General features: G+C 35.0%; 20 protein-coding genes and 1 pseudogene. 4 read left to right on the top strand and 17 right to left on the bottom strand.

Annotated features, from left to right (window positions below):
• Window positions 1-5 precede the first annotated feature (5 nt).
• From A9G09_RS00410 to A9G09_RS00395, 4 genes are all read right to left on the bottom strand, one after another.
• Window positions 6-761 (bottom strand): nucleotidyltransferase domain-containing protein, encoded by a 756-nt coding sequence (locus A9G09_RS00410; protein WP_065632950.1) that lies wholly within the window; start codon window positions 759-761, stop codon window positions 6-8.
• 32 nt (window positions 762-793) lie between these two features.
• Complete coding sequence (locus A9G09_RS00405; protein WP_065632949.1) at window positions 794-1609, bottom strand: helix-turn-helix domain-containing protein; 816 nt, start codon at window positions 1607-1609, stop codon at window positions 794-796.
• Window positions 1610-1705: 96 nt separating this feature from the next.
• Window positions 1706-3226 carry a DHA2 family efflux MFS transporter permease subunit gene (locus A9G09_RS00400; RefSeq protein ID WP_065632948.1) on the bottom strand — a complete coding sequence of 507 codons (1521 nt, stop codon included), beginning with the start codon at window positions 3224-3226 and terminating at the stop codon, window positions 1706-1708.
• Entirely contained in the window at window positions 3223-4395 is a 1173-nt protein-coding gene (locus A9G09_RS00395; RefSeq protein ID WP_065632947.1) for an HlyD family efflux transporter periplasmic adaptor subunit, read from the bottom strand. The genes A9G09_RS00400 and A9G09_RS00395 overlap by 4 nt, the downstream gene beginning before the upstream one ends.
• A 148-nt stretch (window positions 4396-4543) precedes the next feature.
• Between A9G09_RS00395 and A9G09_RS00390 the strand changes: the two genes are divergently transcribed.
• The 3 genes from A9G09_RS00390 (at window position 4544) to A9G09_RS00380 (ending at window position 7140) form a co-directional block, all read left to right on the top strand.
• Window positions 4544-4990, top strand: coding sequence for a hypothetical protein (locus A9G09_RS00390; RefSeq protein ID WP_065632946.1), 447 nt, complete (start codon window positions 4544-4546; stop codon window positions 4988-4990).
• A gap of 290 nt (window positions 4991-5280) precedes the next feature.
• Window positions 5281-6000, top strand: a complete 720-nt coding sequence (locus A9G09_RS00385; protein WP_081297407.1) for a JAB domain-containing protein — start codon at window positions 5281-5283, stop codon at window positions 5998-6000.
• 24 nt (window positions 6001-6024) lie between these two features.
• Window positions 6025-7140, top strand: coding sequence for a hypothetical protein (locus tag A9G09_RS00380; protein ID WP_065632945.1), 1116 nt, complete (start codon window positions 6025-6027; stop codon window positions 7138-7140).
• A gap of 254 nt (window positions 7141-7394) precedes the next feature.
• Here A9G09_RS00380 and A9G09_RS00375 read toward each other — a convergent pair.
• The 3 genes and pseudogenes from A9G09_RS00375 to A9G09_RS13135 all read right to left on the bottom strand — a co-directional run.
• Window positions 7395-7698 (bottom strand): annotated as a pseudogene (locus A9G09_RS00375) (RtcB family protein); the annotation flags it as partial.
• Window positions 7699-7822: 124 nt separating this feature from the next.
• Window positions 7823-8644, bottom strand: a complete 822-nt coding sequence (locus A9G09_RS00370; RefSeq protein WP_065632943.1) for a hypothetical protein — start codon at window positions 8642-8644, stop codon at window positions 7823-7825.
• 164 nt (window positions 8645-8808) lie between these two features.
• On the bottom strand, window positions 8809-8883 hold the full coding sequence (locus tag A9G09_RS13135) for a hypothetical protein (protein WP_369126349.1): 75 nt from the start codon (window positions 8881-8883) through the stop codon (window positions 8809-8811).
• Between the two features lie 317 nt (window positions 8884-9200).
• Between A9G09_RS13135 and A9G09_RS00365 the strand changes: the two genes are divergently transcribed.
• Window positions 9201-10598, top strand: a complete 1398-nt coding sequence (locus tag A9G09_RS00365; RefSeq protein ID WP_065632942.1) for an RtcB family protein — start codon at window positions 9201-9203, stop codon at window positions 10596-10598.
• Window positions 10599-10903: 305 nt separating this feature from the next.
• Here A9G09_RS00365 and ggt read toward each other — a convergent pair whose 3' ends face one another.
• The 10 genes from ggt to A9G09_RS00315 form a co-directional block, all read right to left on the bottom strand.
• On the bottom strand, window positions 10904-12505 hold the full coding sequence (gene ggt / locus A9G09_RS00360) for a gamma-glutamyltransferase (protein WP_218056767.1): 1602 nt from the start codon (window positions 12503-12505) through the stop codon (window positions 10904-10906).
• 265 nt (window positions 12506-12770) lie between these two features.
• Window positions 12771-13637: a pyridoxal kinase PdxY gene (gene pdxY, locus A9G09_RS00355; protein ID WP_065632940.1), complete on the bottom strand. Its 867-nt coding sequence runs from the start codon at window positions 13635-13637 to the stop codon at window positions 12771-12773.
• Between the two features lie 12 nt (window positions 13638-13649).
• Complete coding sequence (locus A9G09_RS00350) at window positions 13650-14927, bottom strand: MFS transporter (RefSeq protein ID WP_065632939.1); 1278 nt, start codon at window positions 14925-14927, stop codon at window positions 13650-13652.
• A gap of 274 nt (window positions 14928-15201) precedes the next feature.
• On the bottom strand, window positions 15202-16188 hold the full coding sequence (locus A9G09_RS00345; RefSeq protein ID WP_065632938.1) for a peptide ABC transporter ATP-binding protein: 987 nt from the start codon (window positions 16186-16188) through the stop codon (window positions 15202-15204).
• Window positions 16178-17155, bottom strand: coding sequence for a dipeptide ABC transporter ATP-binding protein (dppD, locus tag A9G09_RS00340; protein WP_065632937.1), 978 nt, complete (start codon window positions 17153-17155; stop codon window positions 16178-16180). Before dppD ends, A9G09_RS00345 begins: the two co-directional genes overlap by 11 nt.
• A 13-nt stretch (window positions 17156-17168) precedes the next feature.
• Window positions 17169-18077 carry a dipeptide ABC transporter permease DppC gene (dppC, locus tag A9G09_RS00335; RefSeq protein WP_065632962.1) on the bottom strand — a complete coding sequence of 303 codons (909 nt, stop codon included), beginning with the start codon at window positions 18075-18077 and terminating at the stop codon, window positions 17169-17171.
• 29 nt (window positions 18078-18106) lie between these two features.
• Window positions 18107-19123 carry a dipeptide ABC transporter permease DppB gene (gene dppB, locus A9G09_RS00330; protein ID WP_065632936.1) on the bottom strand — a complete coding sequence of 339 codons (1017 nt, stop codon included), beginning with the start codon at window positions 19121-19123 and terminating at the stop codon, window positions 18107-18109.
• Between the two features lie 147 nt (window positions 19124-19270).
• The gene (locus A9G09_RS00325) at window positions 19271-20884 is read right to left on the bottom strand and encodes an ABC transporter substrate-binding protein (RefSeq protein WP_065632935.1); all 1614 of its coding nucleotides are present in this window, start codon (window positions 20882-20884) and stop codon (window positions 19271-19273) included.
• 1375 nt (window positions 20885-22259) lie between these two features.
• The gene (locus tag A9G09_RS00320) at window positions 22260-23522 is read right to left on the bottom strand and encodes a restriction endonuclease (protein WP_065632934.1); all 1263 of its coding nucleotides are present in this window, start codon (window positions 23520-23522) and stop codon (window positions 22260-22262) included.
• Window positions 23519-24518: Eco57I restriction-modification methylase domain-containing protein (locus A9G09_RS00315; RefSeq protein ID WP_176700926.1), on the bottom strand; the 1000-nt coding region annotated here is incomplete at its 5' end. The genes A9G09_RS00315 and A9G09_RS00320, both read right to left, overlap by 4 nt.

The following is a 24518-nucleotide window of genomic DNA, read 5'->3' as shown; positions in this document are numbered from 1 at the left end:
CAACGCTATTTTAAAGTCATTAATGTTTGCCTAAAAAATTGATCTAATTTATCTGCATTAAAATGTTGTTCGCAGATAGATTGAACTTGTTCAGAGATATCAATCATTGTTTGTTCAATAAACAATAAGATTTCTGGCGCAATGGTAATTGGCGCTGATTCCACCATGGTTGCTTTTAATGTAATAATATCATTAATTTGCTGGCGTAAACTATCCGGTAACAGCGTTAATAACGGGATGATTGACATGGGTGCAATTTGCCGTTTTTCTAGGCACCATTTAGCACACAATAGTGGTCTTAGCACATAAAACAGTTTTTTTATGCCAATCTGCTGCCCATCACGGTTTTGTAATGCACTTTTGGCAATACCTAAATAGTGATAAATATTACCACGGGCATTAAAAAAGTGGGCACACAGTTGCCACAGTTGGCTCGCAATGGCTTCATTTTGTTGATAAATAATTGGAGATTGTAGCCATTCAAAAGGTGTTGTATTGGACTTACGTATCAACTGCAAGGTTTTTTTCAAATCCCAACCCTGTAAGTCCAATTCATCATCTACAGGAAAAGTTAAGTGTGATGATGGATCGTCAATAGCCAAATATTTATCAAACGGGTGGATATAAATAAAACGCACATCATAATCACTATTTGGCGAGGGAAATCCCCACGCTCGACTACCCGACTCACAAGCATACAGAATATGGATATGATAGTGTTGTTCTAGTTCAGTAATTTTTTGTTTTATTCGCTGTTCCATTGCAACTATCCCACTGTTGTTATTTTCATCGTTTAATTTATATCTAAATTTTGCTTATGCAAACAATAAATATGTTTACCATGTTTATTGTTTGGCAATTTTTGCTTATAAATTAACGCTCGTTTAAGCTCTGAGGGCCTTAAGCCAAAACTTGCAACACAAGTTCGGCTAAAGTGAGCTGAATCGGCAAAGCCCATATCATTAGCTAAAGTTGTTAATGTTGCCGATGTGTCAAGCGTGTTAATAACATCACGCAATCTTTTCCATAACAGATAGCCTCGGAAATTAATACCTAGATTTTCTCGAAATAAATGTAAAAAACGACTTTCGGATAAATAAATTTTATCAGCAATGTCTTTTGAGGATATCTGTTTTACCGGCAATAACGAAATTATTGAAATTGCTTTAACTATGCGACTATCTTGCCGACAAAGACAACTGGTATTAGGGCGATATAATAGATTAACAATATGCCGGATATCGAATACCTGTTTATTTTCAATAGTATGTATAAAATATTGTGCCAGTGTTGAAGCTTCTTCACGCGATAAACGATAAATAGGATCGTTTTCAGTAAAATGTGACAACAAATGAAAATAAGGCGCGTCGGGTTCGAGTAAAAAATTGATAGCGCAAGTTGTATTTAATTTATGTGGCAGATTTGAACGAATAATAAAACCAAATTCACGATACTTTTTATCTTCTGTTTCTAAACTTAAAAAAATATCGTGCAGTGATATCGTTAATTGTAAACAAGGATGACGATGAAATTCGGTATTAACGTTATGGAGAAAGTACAAAGTTGCTGACTCTTGTTCATCTAATTTAATCACCGAATCAATATGCAAAATGCGCTCTCCTGCTTATTTTATATCTGAATAATATACCACTGATTGATACTTTACTCCTGTCATAAAAATCACGTTGATTTAATTAGCCAAGTATCAATTAACCTTCACCGAAGATTTTGCTAACCATACTATACTAATCAAACCTAAAAATATCATACCATATAGCCAAAATATTTCATTAATGCCAATTAATAATCCTTGATTGGTAATCTGTTGTGCCAACATAGCTGATACTTGCATATTAGATAGGTCTTGTTGATTGAATTGTTGATAAGTGTAATTTAATGCTTGGGTATTTATATCAGTCAATTGACTGTGATGAATTACTTCACGACGCTCCCATAAAGTAGCGGTTAACGAGGTACCAACTGATGTCGACAACGTTCTAAAAAAGTTAAAGATACTGCCGGCAATTGCTAATTTATGAATAGGAATATCAGATAAAATAATAATATTTAAGGGCATAATAAAACATGCTATCGCAAAGCCTTGATAAAACTGCGGCCATGCTGCATCAGCAAAGGTCATGTTTGATTCAAATGTATATGCTCGCCAAAAAAAACAGAGAGCAAACACAATAAAGCTAAACGTCACCACTTTACGCATATCGACATTTGAAGCAAATCGGCCAATTATTGGTGCAAGAAAAATAGGAACCAAACCAATTGGCGCCAACACTAAACCGGCGTAAGTTGCAGTATAACCAAACACACGTTGTAATAATTGTGGTTGAATAACCAGCGTGCCAATATGGAGTAAAAATGCCAAACTGATACAAATTGTGCCAATGGTAAAATTTCGGGATTTAAAAACGGATAAATCAATAATTGGATAATCTGTTGTTTGTTCCCAAACAATAAAATAACTAATAAAAACAACAGCTAATACAGAAAGAATAATAATCTGATTAGAATTAAACCAATCAAGCTCTTTTCCTCTATCTAATACCAGTTGTAAACACCCCACGCCAGCTATAAATAAAACTAATCCAATTCTATCAATGGGTAGTTTGCTGGTAGCCGTTTCACGATCTTTTAATAAAAGGTGAACACCAAACCAAATGATGATCCCGAAAGGAATATTGATTAAAAAGATCCATCCCCAAAAATAATTATCACTAATCCAACCACCTAAAATAGGACCACAGATTGGCGCAATAATAATTGTCATTGACCATATGGCTAATGACATATTTTTTTTGGCCGGCGGGCAATACGCTAATAGTAAGCTTTGTGATAAAGGGATGATTGGTCCAGAAACCATACCTTGCAATAATCTTGAAAAAATCAGCATGGCTAAACTATTTGAAATACCACAAAGCCAAGAGGTGACTACGAAAAATAAGATAGAATAAGTAAATAATTTCACTTCACCAAAACGCTGAGCTAACCATCCCGTTAAGGGGATCGAAATAGCATTAGCAACAGCAAAAGAGGTGATAACCCACGTTCCTTGCGAATTTGAAGCACCAAGATTACCCGTAATGGTTGATAACGCCACATTAGTAATTGTTAAATCCAAAATCTGTAAAAACGCGATTACCGCTAATAAAATAATTAGTAAGATAAATCTGATGCCAGTTAAAGGCAATGAGGACGCTTTACTTTGATTCATTGAATAATCTGCGTAGCGTAGAAATTGGTTTTTACAATATCCTCAACGAGTTGCTCAAATTCACTTTCATCAAAAGAAAGTGAATCCGTTTGATATTTTATCGTCTTCGCTGGAATATCGGTTAAAAGCTTACCTGACGTATCATGTGTATCCACATTAACATTCATTGATAAGCCTATACGTAATGGAAATTGTTTAAGTTGCGCTTTGTCTAATTCAATCCGTACCGGTAACCGTTGAATCACTTTGATCCAATTTCCTGTCGCATTTTGTGCAGGTAGCAAAGAAAAAGCACCGCCAGTACCCATCGCAATACCACTTATCTTTCCTTTATACTCAACTTTTTCACCATAGTAATCACTTTCTAAGGTAACTGGCTGACCAATACGAATATCGTTTAACTGTACCTCTTTAAAATTTGCTTCTACCCATACTTGATCCAACGGAACAATAACCATTAAACGCTCACCTTTAGTCACTTGTGTACCAACTTGGACACTTCGCCTTGCGACATATCCCGTTACCGGTGCGGTGATTTTGGTTCGCTTTAAGTTAAGCCAAGCTTGTTTTAATTTAAAAATTGCTTGCTGAACACTTGGTTGTTCTAATAATGGCGTTTTCATTAGTAGCGCATTATTAATGGCTAATTCATGCTTAGATATATTTAAATCATTAATAGCAAAATCGACATCTTGCCTTGCATGAATAATCTCTTCTTTTGAAATGACCTTTCGTGACCAAAGATTCTCCCGGCGTTCAAGATCTTGCTTAAGTTTGTCTAACGTGACTTGTTTTAACTGAATGCTGGCTGAAAGTTTTTCATTTGTGATCTGAATTTGATGCAACTCTCTAATCGCTTTGATTAACGCATTTTTGGCATAACCAAATTCATTTTCTGCATCAACTGCATCGATCGTTGCTATCACATCTTTTTGTTGAATAAAATCGTTATTATCGACATTAATCTCTACTATTCCACCATTTACTTGCGCATCAACCGGGACCTGATTACCTATAACATAAGCATTATCAGTTGATTGATTAAATCGACTAAACATAAACCAATAAACGCCATAAGCCAAAGCCAAAAAAAGAAATAATAGCGTTAATATAATCAGCTTCTTTTTACGTTTAATTGGGGGCGGTGGCGAATCTATCTCTTTATCCATACTTTTGTCCGTAGAACTACCTTGAGATTGATTAAAAAAAAATTTATAAGTAGTATTCAAAAGAAAAATGATTTTGTCTTGAATAAAGTAGCTAACTTGCTTTTAATTGAAGTGATGGAAAAATTGAAAACAACAAAAGGACAAACTAGTGAAAACAATTAACATGATGATTATATTTACATTTAATGTTATTGGAGCATTTATAAGTTACCAATGGTGTTATTCCTTAATTATAAAAAAACATCATCGTTTTCCACCAGAATTATATTATTTAATATTTTATGGTTTGTGTTATTTGTGTTTTTTTATTATTTCAATTTATCTTCTAAATAAAATAAAACGACCTATAGGATTAGTAATTTATGGCGTACTTATTGGAGTACTGATTAGCTTTATATTAGCGGTTCTCTATATATTAATCATGAGTGGTGGTTATGATAAATTATTGTTTAGTATTGAGTTTATTATGGGTGTTTTGTGCGTAACATCACTTTTCACCCTCAATTTTATAATCTATCCGGCAATTTTATTATACTGTCATTATTCGATTATTGCGATACAAAAACTAAAGAGTAAGCTTGCATTGAAGCAATAATCAATTGCAAGAACTAGCCAAAAAATTGCCCAACTATTTTATACTGTTAAACTTATTAAATTGGATGATTGATATTGAATTATATGCTGTTATTTTAGGCGTTTTATAATAAAAATTAGGAGAATTATAATCCAATCTAAATGCTAAATGTATTTTATTGCAGTTTACGATGACCCTATCAGGTAAACATAAAATATGCCAGCACAGGTATAACAAAGATTAATTAACTTCTGCTAAGCCTAAGAAAAATATGCTATATTATTTTTTAACTGATTTTACAAGGCGATAAGATGGATATAAAACTCACCAAGCATGACAAACGCTATATTGAAGGCACGGACGATGTGTACAGCATTATGCAGCGTGTGTTATTGCGTGATAACCAAATCGACCAAGAGAAAGAACATCTTTGGATGATTGGCATGAATCAAGCTGGTTATATTCTTTACATTGAACTGATTGCGCTTGGCAGTTATAAATCGGTCGATGTTGAACCGATGAATGTATTTCGTGTTGCGGTAATGAAAAACGCCTCACGCGTGATATTAGTACATAATCACCCGTCAGGATCGCTGACGCCGTCGGATGCCGATAAAGATATCACCGATCGCCTCATTCAAGTTGGCCGCATTTTAAATATCGACCTAATCGACCACCTAATTATCACCCCAAAAACCTATATCAGCTTCCGCAGTATTAAGCTTATGGACGAATTAGAACAAAGCCTAAAATACGTACCGACTTATCAAGTGGTTGAACGCATCCGTAAAGAAGAAAAGTTAATTGCTAAAGAGAAGTTGGCGGTTGCCAATAGCAAAGTTAAAACGGCAGAGGAAAAGGCGAAGATAGCAAAATTGGCGGAGAAAAAAGAAAGAGAACTAAAGGAACGATTAGTTCAAGCCTTAGCCAAAAAAGAAGTCTCTGTTGAACAAATAGCTATCATTATGGAAATTGATGTAAAAGATGTGCAGAAGATACTCAAAAAGAAAACAGCTAAAATTAAAGAATAAAATTTGATAAGGGTAGATAAAGTAATGTCATCAATCTATGTGCCAATTTTGATTGCCAGCTTAAAACCATTTAGGCTTATAGCCCGCTCTAGCAGTGATAAATGGGAAGCAACCTTAGAACAAATAAATAATGGCGAGTATAATTATATAAAACTTCATCGTGCTAGTCGGGCTTTTAATGCACACCTTTCAAACAAAATGGCTGCAATATTTGGTTTTGATGGAAGTTTAATCCTTCCACTCATGGCTAATTATCAAAATGATAATTTGGTTATAGATGAAGTAAATAGAATTTTAGCATCAATATTTTTAGGGGGCATTTATATTGAAGCAATTACTCCTTTTGAGATATCAAAAGGTCATATGAATGAATTAGGTTATTACCGTTATACCCAAACTTATAGCCAACTTTCTGAGTTTCATCAAGCTATTGGAGAGGGTGATGCAGGAGGATTAGGAGCAATAAAGTTATTTAAGCCTGAAATAATTATGGTAGATTCATTAATTTCGGCCTATAACTATGGGCATAAGGTTCTATCAAAGCTAACAAATTTATCTCCTTTCCTTTTTATTGGCGCATTTACTTATTATAAAAATCATCAACTAAGAGAATCCTTAGCTAACTCATGGATAACGATTGAACAATTAATTGAATTTTTATGGGACAAACTGATTCTTAATGATTCAAAAACAATTAATATTCCTAAAAGAAGAAAGTTTTTAGAGTCCCAACAATGGAATGCGTCTCATAAAATTGAAATATTTTTCCAACAAAACTTAATCACTGATAAGTTATATTCTTTGCTAAATGAAGCTAGAGCGGCTAGGAATAATTTTATTCATAAAGGAACGACTCCTTCATATAATAGTACAAATGCTAGTTTATTAGCTCTAATATCGCTTATTGAATTAGCTTCGAAATTTAATCAAGTTAATTTTGATCATACGAAGCTTGAAAGTTATCTATCTAATCACATTGAATCATGCATTCCTCAAACAAATATTTCACAAAATAGCATACATGAAAATGATGTAATTTGTTGGGGTGAGATCACGAAAATCCCAGGAGATGCAGGCTGGGAAGGCGAATATGAAAGTTTCCCTGACATTCAGTTAAAACCGTTAAAAACTGATAATTAATTTATTTTAGAAATTTTAGTTAACGTAAACCATTTTTCAAACATTCGCCCTTACGCCCCACGCGCAGTGGAACGGGGAGCCGGAGGGGTTGGTTTGAACCCCTCGGTCGCCTGAACACCTGAACTTCAATATTGCACGGCAGTTTTCAAGGCGAAACCCATTGCACTAACCTAAAGGAAAATCTGCAAATATCTTATCGAAGAAAATTATGGTAATTAGTAAGTTTGGTAATTTAATATTGATAGTAGTAAAGATTAAATAAAAATCGAGGATTGCTCCTCGATAATTTTTACCTCTTCACACACCACTTTCCTTAATTGATGCATTATCTCGACCAATTCATTTTGTGCAGCCATAACGGCATTAATATCTTTGTATGCCATTGGGATTTCATTAATCACATTAGTATCTTTTCGACATTCGACATGTGCCGTTGCTTTGATTTGGTCTTCAATGGTAAATCTGTTTTTCATCACTGTTGGGCTTATCACTTACTACACAATGTGAACAAGAGCAGAAACTATCTGCTTTGACAAGTCATTGTTAAATATAGCTTTTTGTTGTTTCGAGAACCAAAAAACAGAAGAGTAATCATGCCGACAGGCTCAAAAAGTATTTGGCAAAGTTTGGGCTGAGTTGGGATGAGATTCAACAGCCCCTAGAGCAAATTAGAGACCATGCATTAAAGACCAAATAATTGCTTTACCATGTGTTGATTGTATTTATCCTGACCACGCCAATAAGTGGCATATACCCAATCGTGTTTTCCCCTTGTTGGGCGCTCATAAGAAGCGGGTTGTAAAATCCCCACACAAGCCAATATTTCAATAACTGTGTTACGTTCATCTTGATTGGATTTAAAGTTAGGTACATCTGTCAGTTTATCACTCAGTAAACTCGGATAGTCATCTTGCTGACAAGATGCAATAATGGCTAATATCCCTTTTAAAATAGCTATATCATCTTTGGTCGGTTCAGAGATTGCCTGTTTAGTGAATTGCATGAGATCAAAGTAGGTATAAAGTAAATCACCATGACGCACTCCTCCCCACTTTATTCGTTCAAAGTTTAAGATATTTAAATCTGCTTCGACGTAGTTTTCATTACCTATCATGCCATATTTGAGATCACGGCAGACCTGACACGTATGGGATGAATGACTCATTTGGCCATCTTGATAAGATTGACCAGACACGACAGGCGTATATTGATGCGCTGTCATTAATTTGGCGATAAAGTATGATGCAATACCTGAGCGCCAATCAAGTCGCCGCGTTGATAAGCTGCTCAAAAAGGCCTTGGCAACGTGTTCAAGTGTGATTGTGGAGACGATGTTTATGATTTTATTGACACAATCATCGTGTGATATGGTAATGGGATCAAACATTAATCCTTTTTCTTTCGCATACGCGAAGTCGCTAGGCTCTGTTTTTATCTCTTTTTTGTCTTTCCAGCCATTTTTCCAATAGGTTTGAAACAAAATCTTTTTTGCTTTTTTGTCCATTTAATCACCGTATTTGTCTATTTTACTTTGAATTAGAACGAGTGAGCCCCCACTAGCCATTGAATTTAACCCATTGCGATAAATGATCAGATTCAGCAGTGATGTGATGTTTTTCTTTTACTGCAATTAGCTTCGAATCGTCATTAAAAGTCACGTGCTAATCTTTAGCAAGCAAATAGTGTGTTAACACTTGCCCAAGCCCAAAGCCAAGTTTCGGAAGCATAGGAAAACGTTCCCAATATTTGGATTGAAAAATACAAATCATCACCCAAAATGATCGGCTGTTTTGCATATCGATCTGTCAGGGTTGACCATCAATTACACCTTTCAGATTTAAATAGACTTCATCAATTTATCGGTGAGTTTGCTATTTTAAAGCAAATGAGCGAGTCATAAAAATAAATTTATCAGACTTACTATATCAATTTTATCCTTTACAAATAAATAATCAGCGTATAGAATACGCCCGCTTTCCTGAATAGTGCTGCTGCAGGAAAACAGTAATTATCTTCTCAATTTGAGGAGACGCTTTTTTATTGTTTTCTAGGTGGCTATTATGTCTACATTTTCCCGTTTACAAAAACGTTTGTCCCGTCTTGGGATTGAAAGTCATTTTAATAATGATATTTATACTTTAAATAAAGAAAATACATCTGTTCAGATTTTGTTACCGAGTTCTTTACCCTTAGAGCAAAAAGCGGTAGAACAGCTTCTGAACTTTGCATCAGTGACCGTTCCTAATAGCTTAGGAAAAGTTTGCATGGCTCGTGCTACACCTGATTTTCATCCAGGTGCGGTTGCGCCTGTTGGTAGTATTGTTGCAACTACTCAGGATTTAATTATCCCGGCAGCAATTGGTACCGATATTAATTGCGGTATGCGGCTTTTTACCACGGGTTTAAGCTTTGATCAGGTGTGTGAACAAAAATCGACAATTATTGCACAATTAAAACGTGTATTATTGCAAGATGAACGCGATGTACCTGTTACACCGCAATCTTTTCAAGCATTATTCGATCAAGGTCTTGCAGCATGGTTATCAGCGTTACCGCAGCAAGGTTTGTGGAATTCAGTTAATTATGAACGATTATACGCGGAGCTTAATAAAATATCGGGTCATCATTTAATTAAGGCAGATAGTCAGTATGCGCCTGAAGCCTTTTTTGAAAAGCGCGATATTATCCGCCCTGCGAGTTTAGGTACAGTCGGATCTGGCAACCATTTTGTCGAGTTACAAATTGTTGATGATATTATCGATCGGCATTTAGCTTATCAATTAGGTCTTGAAAAAAATAGTGTCGTCGTCATGATTCACACCGGATCGCGTGATGTCGGTTTTTACATTGGTCAGCGTTGGCAAGATAGAGCAAAAGCTTTATGGCCGACTAATGAAAAGCAACCAAAATCAGGATTGTTTGGTTTAACAGATAGTCACGCACAAGCCTATTTACAAGCTATGGGCGTTGCTGCGCGTTATGCTTGGATTAATCGAATTGTGATTACCGAATTGATACGTAAATCACTTGCAACTATTTTTCATCAAGATAATAGTCAACTTGTGGTCGACATTTCGCACAATATCATTTTGCCTGAACATGAGATGAATATTCATCGTAAAGGAGCAACGCCTGCTTATGCTGGTCAGATAGCTTTAATCCCTGGCTCAATGGGTGATCACTCTTATGTGGCAGTGGGTAAAGGTAATGCTGATTGGTTATGGTCTTGTTCACATGGTGCAGGTCGAGCAGAAAGACGACAGGCTATGCGTAGCAAAAAAGTTGAATATGATAAGGTTAACTTGCCATGGCAATGTATTACCTTAAAAGAAGAACGGCTACGTGAAGAGGCGCCCACAGCCTATAAACCTATCACACCGGTGATTGACGCACAACAAAACGCCGGTTTGATTCAAACAGTGGTTAAACTTAAGCCGTGGATTACGTTTAAGGTGTAACTTTTATACAACAACCGCATTGACTTGGTTTGATGCGGTTTTAAAAAAACATTTTGTTTACACAAATTTCAGCTAAATCAGTAAAAACACTCACAACAACTTGTTTATAGCAAACAATACCAAGCCAATAGTTATTATTGCATCAATGTAAAAATTATTGAGGAGTCTATACTGTTATCCGGTTTAAGGCTTCCAATATTTAACGCTGGAAACCTTAACAAATTATATTATGTCGCAGGAAAAAAGATATTTTCCTGCGTTGATTAGCTTCATTTTCTAAATATAAATTTACTCGCCAAATATTATTAATATCCAGCGGCTAAACCGTCTCCTCGAGGATCGGTTGCCCCCATTAGTAGATGATGATTAGCATCGACAAGAATGGCGCCGGCATGCCCCATGGTATCGGTGTAATCATCAATCACTTGCACATCATGTCCACGTAATTTGAGGGAGTTAATTACATCGTTAGGTATGCGCCCTTCCACTTTAAGATTATTGGATGATGCACCCCATGTGCGTCCATGTAACCATCTCGGTGCATTAATGGCATCTTGTGGTGTCATGCCATAATCAACAATTCGTGTCACAATTGCCGCTTGCGTTTGTGGTTGTCCTTCTCCGCCCATGGTGCCATAAACCAGATAAGGTTTATTATCTTTTAAAAGCATGGCTGGATTTAATGTATGAAAGGTGCGTTTATTTGGCTCTAAACGATTAATATGGTTAGGATCTAACGAGAAAAAACTACCACGATTTTGCAATAAAACTCCTGTATCTTTAGCAACAATGCCAGAACCAAAATCATGATAAATACTTTGAATAATAGATACCGCATTTCCTTCTGCATCAACAACACCAAACCAAACGGTATCGCCTTTAGGATCTAATGGCTTTGTCTCTACACGTGCCTTTTGCATATCAATCTGTTTTGCTTGTTGCTGACCATGTTGGGTAGATAATAAGAGAGCAAGCGGAATCTCATTAAAATCAGGATCGGTAAGGTATTTATCTCGATCAGCAAATGCTTGTTTTGTTGCTTCAATAATTAAATGGTAATAATCTGCGCTACCTTCACCCAAGGATTTTATATCAAAATTATTGAGTATATTTAGAATCTCTAACGATGCCATACCTTGTGTATTGGGTGGTAGATTATAGGCGGTATATTGTCGATAATTAACATGGATCGGGGCTACCCATGTAGCACGATGCTTAGCAAAATCATCTAAAGTCAATACACCACCATGGCTTTGCAGATCGTTGACAATATTTTTGGCAATATCACCCTGATAAAATTCCTTAGCGCCCTTATTTGCAATAATTTTTAATGTGTTAGCTAAATCGGGTTGTTTAAGGATTTCGCCAATTTGGTAAGCTTGCCCATCGTCTTTTAAGAATACTTTTTTAAACTCCGAAAAACGCTGTAAATTCCGAAACTCTTTGTCTTTTGGATCAATATTAATCGTAGACCAATAATTTAGGCTAGGTGAAACCGAAAATCCATTTTCGGCATAATCAATTGCTGATGTAAATAACGTGTTCCATGGTAGTGCATTTTTCATATTTTTAGATGCATATTGGTACGCCTCATCCCAACCGGAAACCACCCCAGGAACGGTATTGGCTGCCAGATAACCTCGCGACGGAATTTTATGAAAACCTTGATTTTTATAATAATCTATCGTGGCCAAACTACCAGAACGACCACTAGCATTTAACCCTTTTAGTTCTTTAGTTTTAGCGTTGTAAATTAACCAAAAGTTATCGCCACCAATGGTATTCATTTGAGGATAAACAACAGCAAGCGTTGAGGCTACGGCAATCGCTGCATCAACCGCATTGCCTCCTTTGCGTAATATATCAATTCCAGCTTGAGTCGCTAAATAATTGGGGGACGTCACCATGACATTGGTCGTTATCGGGTTAAGACAACGGGAAGGGGTATCACAATACTTTCCTGTCTCTGATAACGGTATATCAGCAGCGGCAGATAATTGGCTAATAAGCAATAAACTTAATAATATTGGGTATCTTTTCCACATTTTAGATGTTCCTCAATTGTTAACAGTAACATTTTGAGGAATGCATTTTCTATGCCAAGAATAAACTATTTAAATTTTGCAGCTAAAATGATTATGACCAATGACAATAATACCGATCTGAATTGCCTTATAATGCTAGCGGTGTTCCGCGATACTCCAAATCCGGCTGTTTAATCCACTGCTGAGCATCAATAATCGCCAGCTCTCGGGCATTTTGTTGTTTGGTGATGTCGAGAACGTGATTGGCGGCATTCGCAGCGAGTTCAAAGGCGGTTAATTGGGATTGTCTATTCACTAAATGGGCAGTAAACAGACTACAAATTAAATCGCCCACGCCCAATGGACGGTGTGGAAAATCATATAATGGTCGAGCCAGATGATAGCTTTGTGATGGTGTGGCTAAAATCATTTCAAATAATTCCGTCGTTTTACCAGCATGTAGCAGATTTTTAACCAATATGGCTTGAATCGGCTTATTTTGCAGTGTTTTTATGGCGTTAAGCACATCGTTAAAGGTTTTAATTTCCAGATTCGATAATATCTGTAACTCTAATAAATTCGGCGTAATAAAGTCAGCTTGTTTAATCGCTTGCTTAGTAAAAAAATCAATAATGTTTTGTGGCAGTGAGCTACCTTTATTGATATCGCCCCCCATAACCGGATCGCAAACATAAATCGCATTAGGATTATAAAATTTAATCTTTTTTACAGCTTCAAGGATCTCTTCACCTTGTTCGGCAAGCCCAATATAGCCCGAAATAATGGCGTCAATGGATGACAATACGCCAATTTTTTCTAAACTATTAACGATTCGAGTGATTTGTTGAGCACCTAGCACAATCCCATCATAATGCGGATAAACTGTATTACTTGATAGTTGCACAGTATGAATCGGCATCACTTCGACGCCTTGTAATTGCATAGCCAATGTGGCAACTTTGTTACCGGCATAACCATAAACAACGTTAGATTGAATAGATAAAACGGTTTTCATATATTGACCTTATTATTCATCATAATAACGATATTTGCTTAACAAGTAGATACAGATAATGGATATCAGTGCTAAACCACAATAAAACAAGGCTAAGGGTAACCAAAAATTTTTGTAGGTATAAATAACATAACCACCTATCATCGGAATTAAGCTACCAAAAATAGCCGCACATCCTTGGTAACTCATTGACAGCCCAGTATAACGCATTCTGGCAGGGAAAATGCGACTTAAGTACCCTGCTATTACACCATAAAAGCCGCTGTAACAAATCACATTTAACGAAATCCCAATAATAAAACTGGTTTTTGTGCCTGAATTTATAATCGGGAATAACAAGAATACCGATGCCATTGCCAACATTGCTGTACAAATCAAAAAGCGAGTTGCCGAGAATTTTTCTGACCAATAAGAGATAAACGGTTGAGCAACAAAATGGACAATAGCAATCCAAAACAGTGCATCAACTATCACTGATTTCTCGACACCAAGTACCAAAGTAGTATAACCAATCATTAATGTATTGGAAAAGATACCGCTAAATGACAGCACATTAGCACCAATCGCTAATAGTAATAATGGCAATGCTTTTTTAAATACTTCAATAATCGGTGCTGACTCTTGCTTTAAGTCTGTTTGTTTTTTAGATGCTTCAACAAAAACCGGCGATTCGGTTAACGTCACTCTGGCAATAATACCAATAATTAACAAAATAGCACTGGCTAAAAAAGGAATACGCCAATAACCACTATCAATCAGTTCATTAACAGGTAAACGAATAATATAAGAAAAAACCAGTAATGCTAAAATATTGCCTGCTGGGCTTCCCCACTGAGCAAAAGATGAAAAGAAATTCTTTAATCCTTTCGGCGCATGTTCATTCGTCATCAACACAGCACCACCCCACTCTCCACCAACGGCAACACCTTGTAAAATTCGCAATGCAACCAATAACGTTGGTGCCAAAATACCCGCTTGTTGATAAGACGGTAATAACCCAACACAAGTAGTCGCCGTCCCCATTAAAAGCAAAGTAATAATAAGTGATTTTTTACGCCCTAAACGGTCACCAATATGCCCAAATAACATCGCACCTAAAGGACGTGATAAAAACCCCACGGCAAAAGCAGCAAAAGATCCTAAAATCTGCACGAATTGATTATCAGCAGGAAAAAAAAGCTGACCAAAAATCAATACCGATGCCAACGCATAGATATAAAAATCATACCATTCAATAGTAGTACCGATAAAAGCAGCAAAAGCCACTTTTTTTGCAGAAGAATTTGACATAAGTAAACCTTGGATAAACCAATACCTATTTTTATGTAAGTGATGACTATGAAACTAACACAAAACCATAAATATCACAATTTGTTATCAGGAAAGAGGTGAAAATTATACAAAATATTGGGATATGCTACTGCTTTCTTATGTATTAAATTGCTAGTTCGCTGATTATTAGCTGTTAATTTATGACTTTTACCAACAACATGTTTATATCATTAAACAATACAATAAATAGATTTATTACAGTATACGGTGACAGAATTCACTGTCACCTTTATTATCTTTTTTCTGTACAAAAACACGCAATTTTATGTCCGTTATAATTAATAAGTTGCGGTTGCTCAGTTGTGCAACGTGAAAACGCTAAACGGCATCGAGCGTTGAAAGCACAACCTAAAGGAGGATTAAGTGGGCTTGGTAATTCACCTTCTAATTTAATCCTTTCACGTCTAAGATCGGGATTTAATCTCGGTGTTGCTGATAATAATGCCTGCGTGTATGGATGTTCAGGATTACCATAGATTTCATCTTTCTGCCCTTGTTCAACACAACGTCCTAAATACATCACCATGACCTCATCAGCAATATGTTCTACAACAGAAAGATCATGAGAGATAAAAATATAAGATAAACCGAGTTCTTGTTGTAGATCCATCATCAAATTTAACACTTGTGCACGCACAGAAACATCTAATGCAGAAACAGGTTCGTCAGCAACCACGATTTCAGGATCAAGCATTAATCCCCTTGCGATAGCAATACGTTGTCGCTGTCCGCCTGAAAACATATGTGGATAACGGTTATAAAACTCTTCCTTTAATCCAACTTTTTGCATCATTGCTAACACTTTTGCTTTACGATCACTTGCAGTTAAATCCGTATTGATAATGAGTGGCTCTTCTAGAATAGAGCCAATTTTTTTGCGTGGATTCAATGATGAGTATGGATTTTGGAAAACAATTTGAATCTTTTGTCGACGCAATTTTTGCGCTTTGAGATCATTATCTAAAAGATTCTGATCTTTAAAATAAAGTTCTCCCGATGTGGGCTTTTCAATCATTGTCAATAATCTTGCTAATGAGGATTTGCCACAGCCTGATTCACCCACAATTGCGAGTGTTTTAGCTTTACTTAAAGTAAAAGATACACCATCAACAGCCTTAACTTGTTTAGGTTCAGAAAAAAAACCAGTTTTAACATGGTAATATTTTTTCAAGTTTCGGGCATCAAGCAATAATTCGTTATTTTCCATATTATTGTTCATATTGTGGTATTCCTTCGCTCGATAGTGGGTAATGACATTTTACTTGCCTAGTTTCAGAATAACTTATTAATGCAGGCTCCTCAGTATAACAACGTTCGGTAGCATAAGGACATCGAGGATTAAGTAAACAGCCCATTGGCCGATCATATTTCCCCGGAACAACACCCGATAACGATGCTAACCGCTGTTTATCTTGAGTAAATTCAGGAAGAGAGCGTAATAGTGCTTGTGTGTAAGGGTGTAGTGGAACTTTAAAAATGATCTCCGCATCACCTATTTCAACCACCTGTCCAGCATACATGACAATAATTTTTTGCGCAGCCTCTGAAACTAAGGCCAAATCATGAGTAATGAGAACTAATGCCATATTATTTTTGCGTTGCAAATCAAGCAATAACTCAATAATTTGTCCTTGAATTGTTACATCCAGTGCTGTGGTTGGTTCATCAGCAATTAACAGTTTGGGATTACATGCAATCGCTATTGCAATCATTACTCGCTGACTCATCCCACCAGATAACTGATGAGGATAAACATTGAGTCGATTTTCAGCATCAGGAATACCGACTAATTTAAGTAACTCAATTGCTCTTGCTTTGAGTGCTTTTTTCCTACCGCCTTGATGGATTTTTAGTGTTTCAATGATTTGATAACCTATGGTAAAACACGGATTTAAACTTGTCATTGGATCTTGAAAGATCATCGCCACATCTGCACCCACAATATTACGACGCATTTTAGCTGATATCTGTTGAAGATCTTTACCGTCAAAGTGTAATGCATTTGCATTAACTTTACCCGGATAATCAATTAATCCCATTATGGCTAGTGAACTCACTGATTTTCCTGATCCTGATTCTCCTACAATGCCAACCACTTGTCCTTGTTCAACATCATAACTAATGTGATCTACTGCTTTAAATCCACCAAATTGAACAGATAATTCTTTTACTTCTAATAGTGCCATGACTGAATCTCCATTACTGTTTCAATTTGGGATCAAGCGCATCTCGCAAACCGTCGCCCATTAAGTTAAAAGCTAACACTGTCATTAAAATGACTAAACCTGGGAAGGTAACTACCCACCATGCAGATTGTGCAAATTGCAATACATCAGCAAGCATTGTCCCCCATTCAGGTGTTGGTGGCTGTGCTCCCATTCCCAAAAAGCCTAATGCTGCCATATCTAAAATTGCATTAGAAAATCCTAATGAAGCTTGAACAATTAATGGTGCTAAACAGTTTGGTAAAATATTTATAAACATCTGCCGTAAGGCGCCAGCGCCGGCAACACGGGAAGCAATAACATAATCTTTATTAATTTCAGCTAACGCCGCTCCCCGCGTTAAACGGACATAATGTGGTAATGCGACAAATGCTAATGCCATTGAAGCATTAACAATAGATGGGCCAAATATTGCAACTAAAACAAGTGCAAGTAATAAGCTAGGTAAGGCAAGCATGATATCGACAGCACGCATAATTATATTATCGACAAAGCCACCAACATAACCCGCAATCAATCCCAATGTAATCCCTAAAATCAGCGAAATAATAACAACCAAACAACCAACTAGTAGCGATAAACGGGCGCCATAAATAAGTCTAGATAAGATATCTCGACCCACATCATCAGTGCCTAAAATAAATTGCCAACTCCCGCCATCCATCCAAACTGGGGGCGCTAATAATGCATCTCTAAATTGTTCAGAAGGTGAATGCGGCGCAATAAAATTAGCCAAAATAGCAAGTAATATAACAATCGCAATAAAGATCAAACCAACTAAAGCCCCTTTATTTTGTGAAAAATAAAACCAAAATTCACGTAAAGGGGTTAATGGTTGAGGTACCACCAAACTGGTGTCTTGCTCATTAGTGGCTTCAGTAATAACCTGTTTATTCATCTGTAAACACACTCTTATTTATGTCTTATACGGGGATTGATAACACCGTACAACATATCAACCAATAAATTCACCAAAATAATCATGCCAGCAACAATCAAAACACCACTTTGTACAACAGGGTAATCTCGACGTTGTAGTGCTTCAATTAACCAACGACCAATTCCCGGCCATGAAAAGACAGTTTCGGTCAATATTGCGCCAGCAAGCATCGAACCAACTTGTAAACCGATAACGGTAATTACAGGAATCATCGCATTACGTAACGCATGGATAAGAATGATTCGCAGTCTGCTAACTCCTTTCGCTCGTGCTGTTCGGATATAGTCTTCACTCAACACTTCTAACATAGAAGAACGGGTCATACGCACAATTACTGCTAATGGGATAGTACCTAATACAATGGATGGTAAAATTAAGTGAGTAACAGCATCAATAAAATCTTCCTTTTCTCCCCATAAAAAAGTATCAATTAACATAAATCCGGTTAAAGGTTGACTTTCATCTAAAAAAAGCATGTCGCTGACACGACCTGATACTGGGGTTAAATTTAAGTGTACAGATACCAACATAATAAGCATCATTCCCCACCAAAAAATCGGCATGGAATATCCCGTTAAAGACAAACCTATAGCTGTGTGATCAAATATTGATCCACGTTTCACTGCCGCAAGCACGCCAATTGGAATCCCAAAACTAATTGCAAACAGCATCGCACAAAATCCAAGCTCAAAAGTTGCTTTAAATCGAGGAACAAATTCCTCCCAAACTGGAATTTGGCTTTTAAACGAGATCCCTAAATCACCATGCAACATTCCAATAATGTATTGAAAATATTGCTCATATAGCGGTTTATCTAAACCTAATTGAGTCATTAATTCGGCATGACGTTCTGGCGATAAACCTCGTTCTCCGGCAAGAACGGTAATGGGATCACCGGGAATAAGGTGAACAAAAATAAAAGTCAGTAGTGTAATACTGATAAAAGTCGGAATAAGTATACCTAACCGCTTTAAAAGAAATCGAAACATGTAGTGGCTCTTAAGTATTGCTTCTAAATTATTGTCTATCAAATAGATAAACTTTTTATTGTTATAAAATAATATATTGATAATATTAAATTAGGTAAAACCCAACGCAGCGATTAACCGCATAATAGAGGTTAATCGCTAGGAATGCTATTTTTCAAGAGCAACTTGGTTGAAGTTATGTAATGCTAAAGGATCCATTATATAGCCTTTAACCTCTTTACGTATCGGCATATAAACCATCGAGTGAGCAATCATTAATGCTGGTGCTTGGTCATGCATCTCAACTTGTGCTTGTTTATAGAGTTCAACCCGTTTTTCATGATTTGGTTCAATTCGAGCTTGTTGTAATAAATCATCGAATGGTTTATAACACCAATGTGAATAATTTTGGCCTGATTTAACCGCATCGCAACTCATCAAAACAGAATAAAAGTTATCAGGATCGCCATTATCTCCCGACCATCCCATTAACACGGCATCATGTTCACCATTACGAATACGAGATAAATACTCGCCCCATTCATAACTGACAATTTTAGCAGTTACACCAATTTTAGCCCAATCCGCTTGAATCATTTCAGCCATACGACGTGCATTAGGATTATATGGACGTTGCACCGGCATCGCCCATAAATTTAAAGTAAACCCGTTCTCTAATCCGGCTGATTTTAATAATTCTTTTGCTTGTGCAGGATCATAAGGATAATCTTTTACAGCATCGTTATAACCCCACATTGATGGTGGAATAAAGTTTTTAGCTGGTTCAGCTGCCCCCTGAAATACAGCTTTAATGATCGCATCCTTGTTGACAGCCATATTTAGAGCTTGACGAACTTTTAAATTATCTAGTGGTGGTTTATCCATATTGTAAGCTAAATAGCCAATATTAGTCCCTGCCATTTCTTTAACAACAATGTTATTATCTGATTTCATTCGTTCAACATCCGCTACATTTGGAAATGGCATTGCATGACACTCTCCTTTTTGTAACTTAGCATAACGCATTGCAGCATCAGGTGTAATTGAAAAAACTAAACGATCAAGTTTAGCTTTAGGACCAAAATAATCTGGATTCGCTTTATAAAGGATTCGTGAATCTTTTTGATATTGAACAAAAGTAAATGGGCCGGTTCCAATAGGTAGTAAATCGATTTTTTCTGGTGTGCCATTTTTAAGCATAGCATCGGCATATTCCGCTGATAAAATTGAAGCGAAAGACATCGCTAAATCGGCTAAAAAAGGCGCTTCTTGTTTGCTCAACTCAAATACGACTGTATGATCATCAACCTTTCTAATCTCTTTAATTAAATCTGGTAATCCCATACTTTCAAAGTAAACATATTGACCACCAGAAACTTTGTTATAAGGATGATTTTTATCCTTTTGTCGCATAAATGTAAAAACAACATCATCAGCATTTAAATTTCGGGTTGGTTTAAATTCTTTACTGTTATGCCATTTAACATCATCACGTAAATGAAAAGTATAAGTTAGACCATCTTGGCTAATATCCCAAGATTTAGCTAAAGAAGGTTCAATTTCGGTAGTACCTAATTTAAATTCCACCAAACGATTATAAACAGGAACTGCACCCGCATCCATCGAAATACCGCTTGTCACAAGCTGTGGATTAAATGTTTCAGGTGAAGCTTCTGCACAATAAACTAACGTTCCATCAGCATACGATTGTGCACTGGTGAGCAACGTTATTAGCGCAGCACTCAATAAAAATTTTCGTTTATATTTACTTATATTTCTCATAAAATCATCCTAACTATCAACTATATTAAACCTATTTTGTCACACGTAAAAAAAGTTAAGAGCATCGTATTTTTGATATCTTTAATATACAAATTTGATAAAATATCTTAATTTTAGTTCTTACAACAAAAAAATTTAATCTTGATTAAATCCATATTTTTACCATCTTCCGCACAGATATAGTGCAAAAAGCACCATAATTAAAATCAACGTGTGACATAGGCATTTACATTAACACACCATTTTTAATTGAAATGACTGCTAACATTAACGCAACAAAAGTTAGATACCGCCAAACAAATAAAAATATGCAAAATTAGTGCCAGTTTCAATTTGCAAATCTATATCAAAAATATGTTTTAGTTGTGATCAATTTAAGTATCACCCTTAACTTTTTATATAAATAATCACTTACTAATTGATTTTTATTAAATGTATTATAGTTAGTGTAAATAAAATAATCATCAAATTAATAATATAAAATTAAATTTTCAACTTGATTTGATGCAATTAAAATATAGTTGAAGAGTGGTTTTATACGGTTTTAGAGACAAAAAACCAGCTTTTGCTGGTGTTTTTTTAGGATTGGTGCAAAACACGGAAGCTAATATGCAGCTTAAGTATTGGAGTGGGGGTAGGTAGAGGAAAGGGTATCCGTAGTGGTTGATTCTAGCAAAAATATTAGGCTGTTCACACATATATCATTTTATTGTTTTGATAATATTACTCATATAATACCCCACTGACCATGGTATTTTTCTATATCATAGGAACAACTTTTTATCACTTTTTTACTATGATTATATTGATATTCTTATACCATATGAGAAAAAAGTTATTACTATAATTTATTTAATAAACTTAAGAGTGAAGTGAAAAGTGCGTTAGTGAAAAGAGATACAACATTACTTGATGGTTTACTCAATGCCTTACTTGCATGTACGAATGTTGTTTTAGAGAAAAAATAGCCACACATCCAAGAACACGAAATAAGCTAGATTTTGTTCCATCTATATTTAGTATATGATTATGGAGATGATAATTTTATTTAGTATTAACCAAAAGAGTTATCTTTAGTTAAACATTGTTTAGCTAAAAAAATAGATGTTCGTAAAGTATTAGTATGTGCAACTTATACAGTTCCAAATACATAACGGGTTGCAGAAAGTACTTCTGGAACTATTGCTAAATTGAAATTAGATATACTTAATTTTAATAATAAATATATTAATGTGGCTTTAGAAAAAAGTTAATTTCCGTACAAAAATAAGCGATATGAGGTAAATCTGGCACGTTATATACCAGTTTTTGTTATTATAAATCCATCACATGTTTACCATTTTTGTATAGTTTAATATGAAATATTTTCTCGCTTTTATATAACTGGATAATTTCTTTCAACAATAGAGGAATATGGCCCCCCTAAATAATCACTACATAAAAAATCAATTTGCCTAATTATAGATTCAAAATCTAATGTAGGAATATCATTAAATTTATCAGTTTTAAAACCAACATTTAATACATAACAATAATCATTAAAATCATAGATTTTCATGCCTGTCGAATGAGTTAAATTTTCCATAATAGATGAACATTTTGCAATTAAACAGATGTACTGAAAATTTTTATCAATATAAGTAGTCTTATTTTCAGGATGGGCCATACCGAAATGTTGATTTGGTGTTATAGCAATTAGATTTTCATGGTAATCTGCAATTTCAGGAAAATCAGACTTTGTGAAGATATGATGAATCTGGCTTGCCAAAATATCTTCACCTAATTGATAAACTTCAGATTTTCCATTACGGTATAGATTGTTAAATTTACGTACATCTTTTTTAGCCTTTTGTACTAAATATTCGTGATAATTTTTTGATTGCTGTTGTTCTAGCGATTGGTGTTCTTGACGTGAAATTTGTTTCGACTTTCCTGACAGCTTATCTCGCCAATTTAAGCGATTATAAGTGAGATCTTGCAATGTAATTAGGCTTTTGGAAATATGTCCTCTTTCTGTTCCACACTTTTTATATTTGAATGCTAATGGATTGATAACTTTTGTAAAAATTCTCCCACACTCTGTATTCCCGTTAATTGGTGTGTTTTTCTTCGTAAATGATGTAAAAGTCTCTTTTACTTGTTGATAGCTCTCTTTATTTTGTTCTTTAAGAAAATTCTTAAAACTAGCATCCAACCCACTGTCTTTTAATACTTTTTCTATATAATGAGTAAGAAAATTCAATGTATTTAATGGACGTAAAGCAATATGCTGTAATAATTCAAGGTTATTAATTTTATATATGTATCTGGTATTAACTTTAGTTTCAATCAAAATTTGACTATAAGCAAGTAGCTTAATAGGTTGTCCAAAATACTTATCATATTCATTGCGTGATTTTTGGCTAGGATCTGGTTTTGAAAATATCGTTTGCACATTTTCCTGAGCATAATTACTATCCCAAATATCTTTGACTGTAAAAGAGGTTGATGTACTCGATTGTGTATATTCTAGAATACAGTCAGCAATAATTTGCACAACATCATAAGTGCATTTTTGATCAATCCAACGCGCATTACCTGATAATCTCACATCATAATTATTTTTTGATAAAAAATTTTGAATAAAATCATTACTCATTTTATCTCTCTATTTTTCAAACCAAACCAAAAAACACTATTAGCATCAATATTTAACGATCTTGTCTGATAGTTTCTTGCAATTTGATAAAAATATCTAAATTCAAAACTTGCATAGTATTTTAATTCATCATCTGATAAATGATAAGAAAATTTAGGTATTAATACTGCGACTGAACCATTCATAATGTAGCCTTTTTGTTTTCGCATTAACCTAGGTTTATATGTCATATTTGGTGTTAAATAAACATCTTCACGATCAAAATATTTAGTAACGGATAATTTCATTAACTTTGTTTGATCAATATAAGCATCATAATTTTCTATATCTATAATTTTATCACCTAAATCACTAATATTTCTAGATTTTAACACTCTAACTTGTTCTGAATGTTTTTTTACTAATGACAAATTGTCATTTGTGATTTGACGATCTCTGAAAACAGAAAACTGGTTAAATTTTAGCTTTTTAAACACCTTATCAAAATCTTGATCTCGATATATAACCCAATAAGGTAAAGAAGAATCAAAAATATAATTTGCTTTTTGGATTAATTTTAGTTTTCTAGGTAAAGAACACACATCAATATTTATTTGATTATTTTCTTTTAGATTACAAATTATATTGATTGTTTCTACCAATACGCCTTTAAAACCTAATTCACCAAAATCCAAAATAGATTGAATCTTGTTATTTTTATTTGTTAACTTTACTCTTGTTTCCTTATATTCTGGAGTATTAAGTAAATTTTTAGGCATAATCAGGGAAATAACATCAGCGCATTGTAATGATTTTTCAAGGAAAAAAGCCGAAAGATTTTTGATATTTTGGCTGTAATTTTTCACATCAAATAAACTAAGGTTTGTTTTTTTGAGCTTTGTAAAGGGAGGATTCCCAATTATTAAATCAAACTTTCTCTCAGGTTGATATAACATAAAATCGTCACAAATAAATTCTAACTCAATATTTTGGGGTAATCTTTTTTTATTATAAATT

The sequence above is a fragment of the Gilliamella sp. wkB292 genome, assembly GCF_001690235.1.
In the GTDB taxonomy this organism is placed as follows: domain Bacteria; phylum Pseudomonadota; class Gammaproteobacteria; order Enterobacterales; family Orbaceae; genus Gilliamella; species Gilliamella apicola_F.
This window is presented reverse-complemented; position numbering and strand designations above follow the sequence as displayed.

What these genes read in the sequence shown, in the direction of transcription:
- A9G09_RS00410 (WP_065632950.1), bottom strand. Translation starts at nt 761, where the DNA reads ATGGAACAGCGAATAAAACAAAAAATTACTGAACTAGAACAACACTAT.
- A9G09_RS00400 (WP_065632948.1), bottom strand. Translation starts at nt 3,226, where the DNA reads ATGAATCAAAGTAAAGCGTCCTCATTGCCTTTAACTGGCATCAGATTT.
- A9G09_RS00395 (WP_065632947.1), bottom strand. Translation starts at nt 4,395, where the DNA reads ATGGATAAAGAGATAGATTCGCCACCGCCCCCAATTAAACGTAAAAAG.
- A9G09_RS00385 (WP_081297407.1), top strand. Translation starts at nt 5,281, where the DNA reads ATGGATATAAAACTCACCAAGCATGACAAACGCTATATTGAAGGCACG.
- A9G09_RS00380 (WP_065632945.1), top strand. Translation starts at nt 6,025, where the DNA reads ATGTCATCAATCTATGTGCCAATTTTGATTGCCAGCTTAAAACCATTT.
- A9G09_RS00370 (WP_065632943.1), bottom strand. Translation starts at nt 8,644, where the DNA reads ATGGACAAAAAAGCAAAAAAGATTTTGTTTCAAACCTATTGGAAAAAT.
- A9G09_RS00365 (WP_065632942.1), top strand. Translation starts at nt 9,201, where the DNA reads ATGTCTACATTTTCCCGTTTACAAAAACGTTTGTCCCGTCTTGGGATT.
- ggt (WP_218056767.1), bottom strand. Translation starts at nt 12,505, where the DNA reads ATGGTGACGTCCCCCAATTATTTAGCGACTCAAGCTGGAATTGATATA.
- pdxY (WP_065632940.1), bottom strand. Translation starts at nt 13,637, where the DNA reads ATGAAAACCGTTTTATCTATTCAATCTAACGTTGTTTATGGTTATGCC.
- A9G09_RS00350 (WP_065632939.1), bottom strand. Translation starts at nt 14,927, where the DNA reads ATGTCAAATTCTTCTGCAAAAAAAGTGGCTTTTGCTGCTTTTATCGGT.
- A9G09_RS00345 (WP_065632938.1), bottom strand. Translation starts at nt 16,188, where the DNA reads ATGAACAATAATATGGAAAATAACGAATTATTGCTTGATGCCCGAAAC.
- dppD (WP_065632937.1), bottom strand. Translation starts at nt 17,155, where the DNA reads ATGGCACTATTAGAAGTAAAAGAATTATCTGTTCAATTTGGTGGATTT.
- dppB (WP_065632936.1), bottom strand. Translation starts at nt 19,123, where the DNA reads ATGTTTCGATTTCTTTTAAAGCGGTTAGGTATACTTATTCCGACTTTT.
- A9G09_RS00325 (WP_065632935.1), bottom strand. Translation starts at nt 20,884, where the DNA reads ATGAGAAATATAAGTAAATATAAACGAAAATTTTTATTGAGTGCTGCG.
- A9G09_RS00320 (WP_065632934.1), bottom strand. Translation starts at nt 23,522, where the DNA reads ATGAGTAATGATTTTATTCAAAATTTTTTATCAAAAAATAATTATGAT.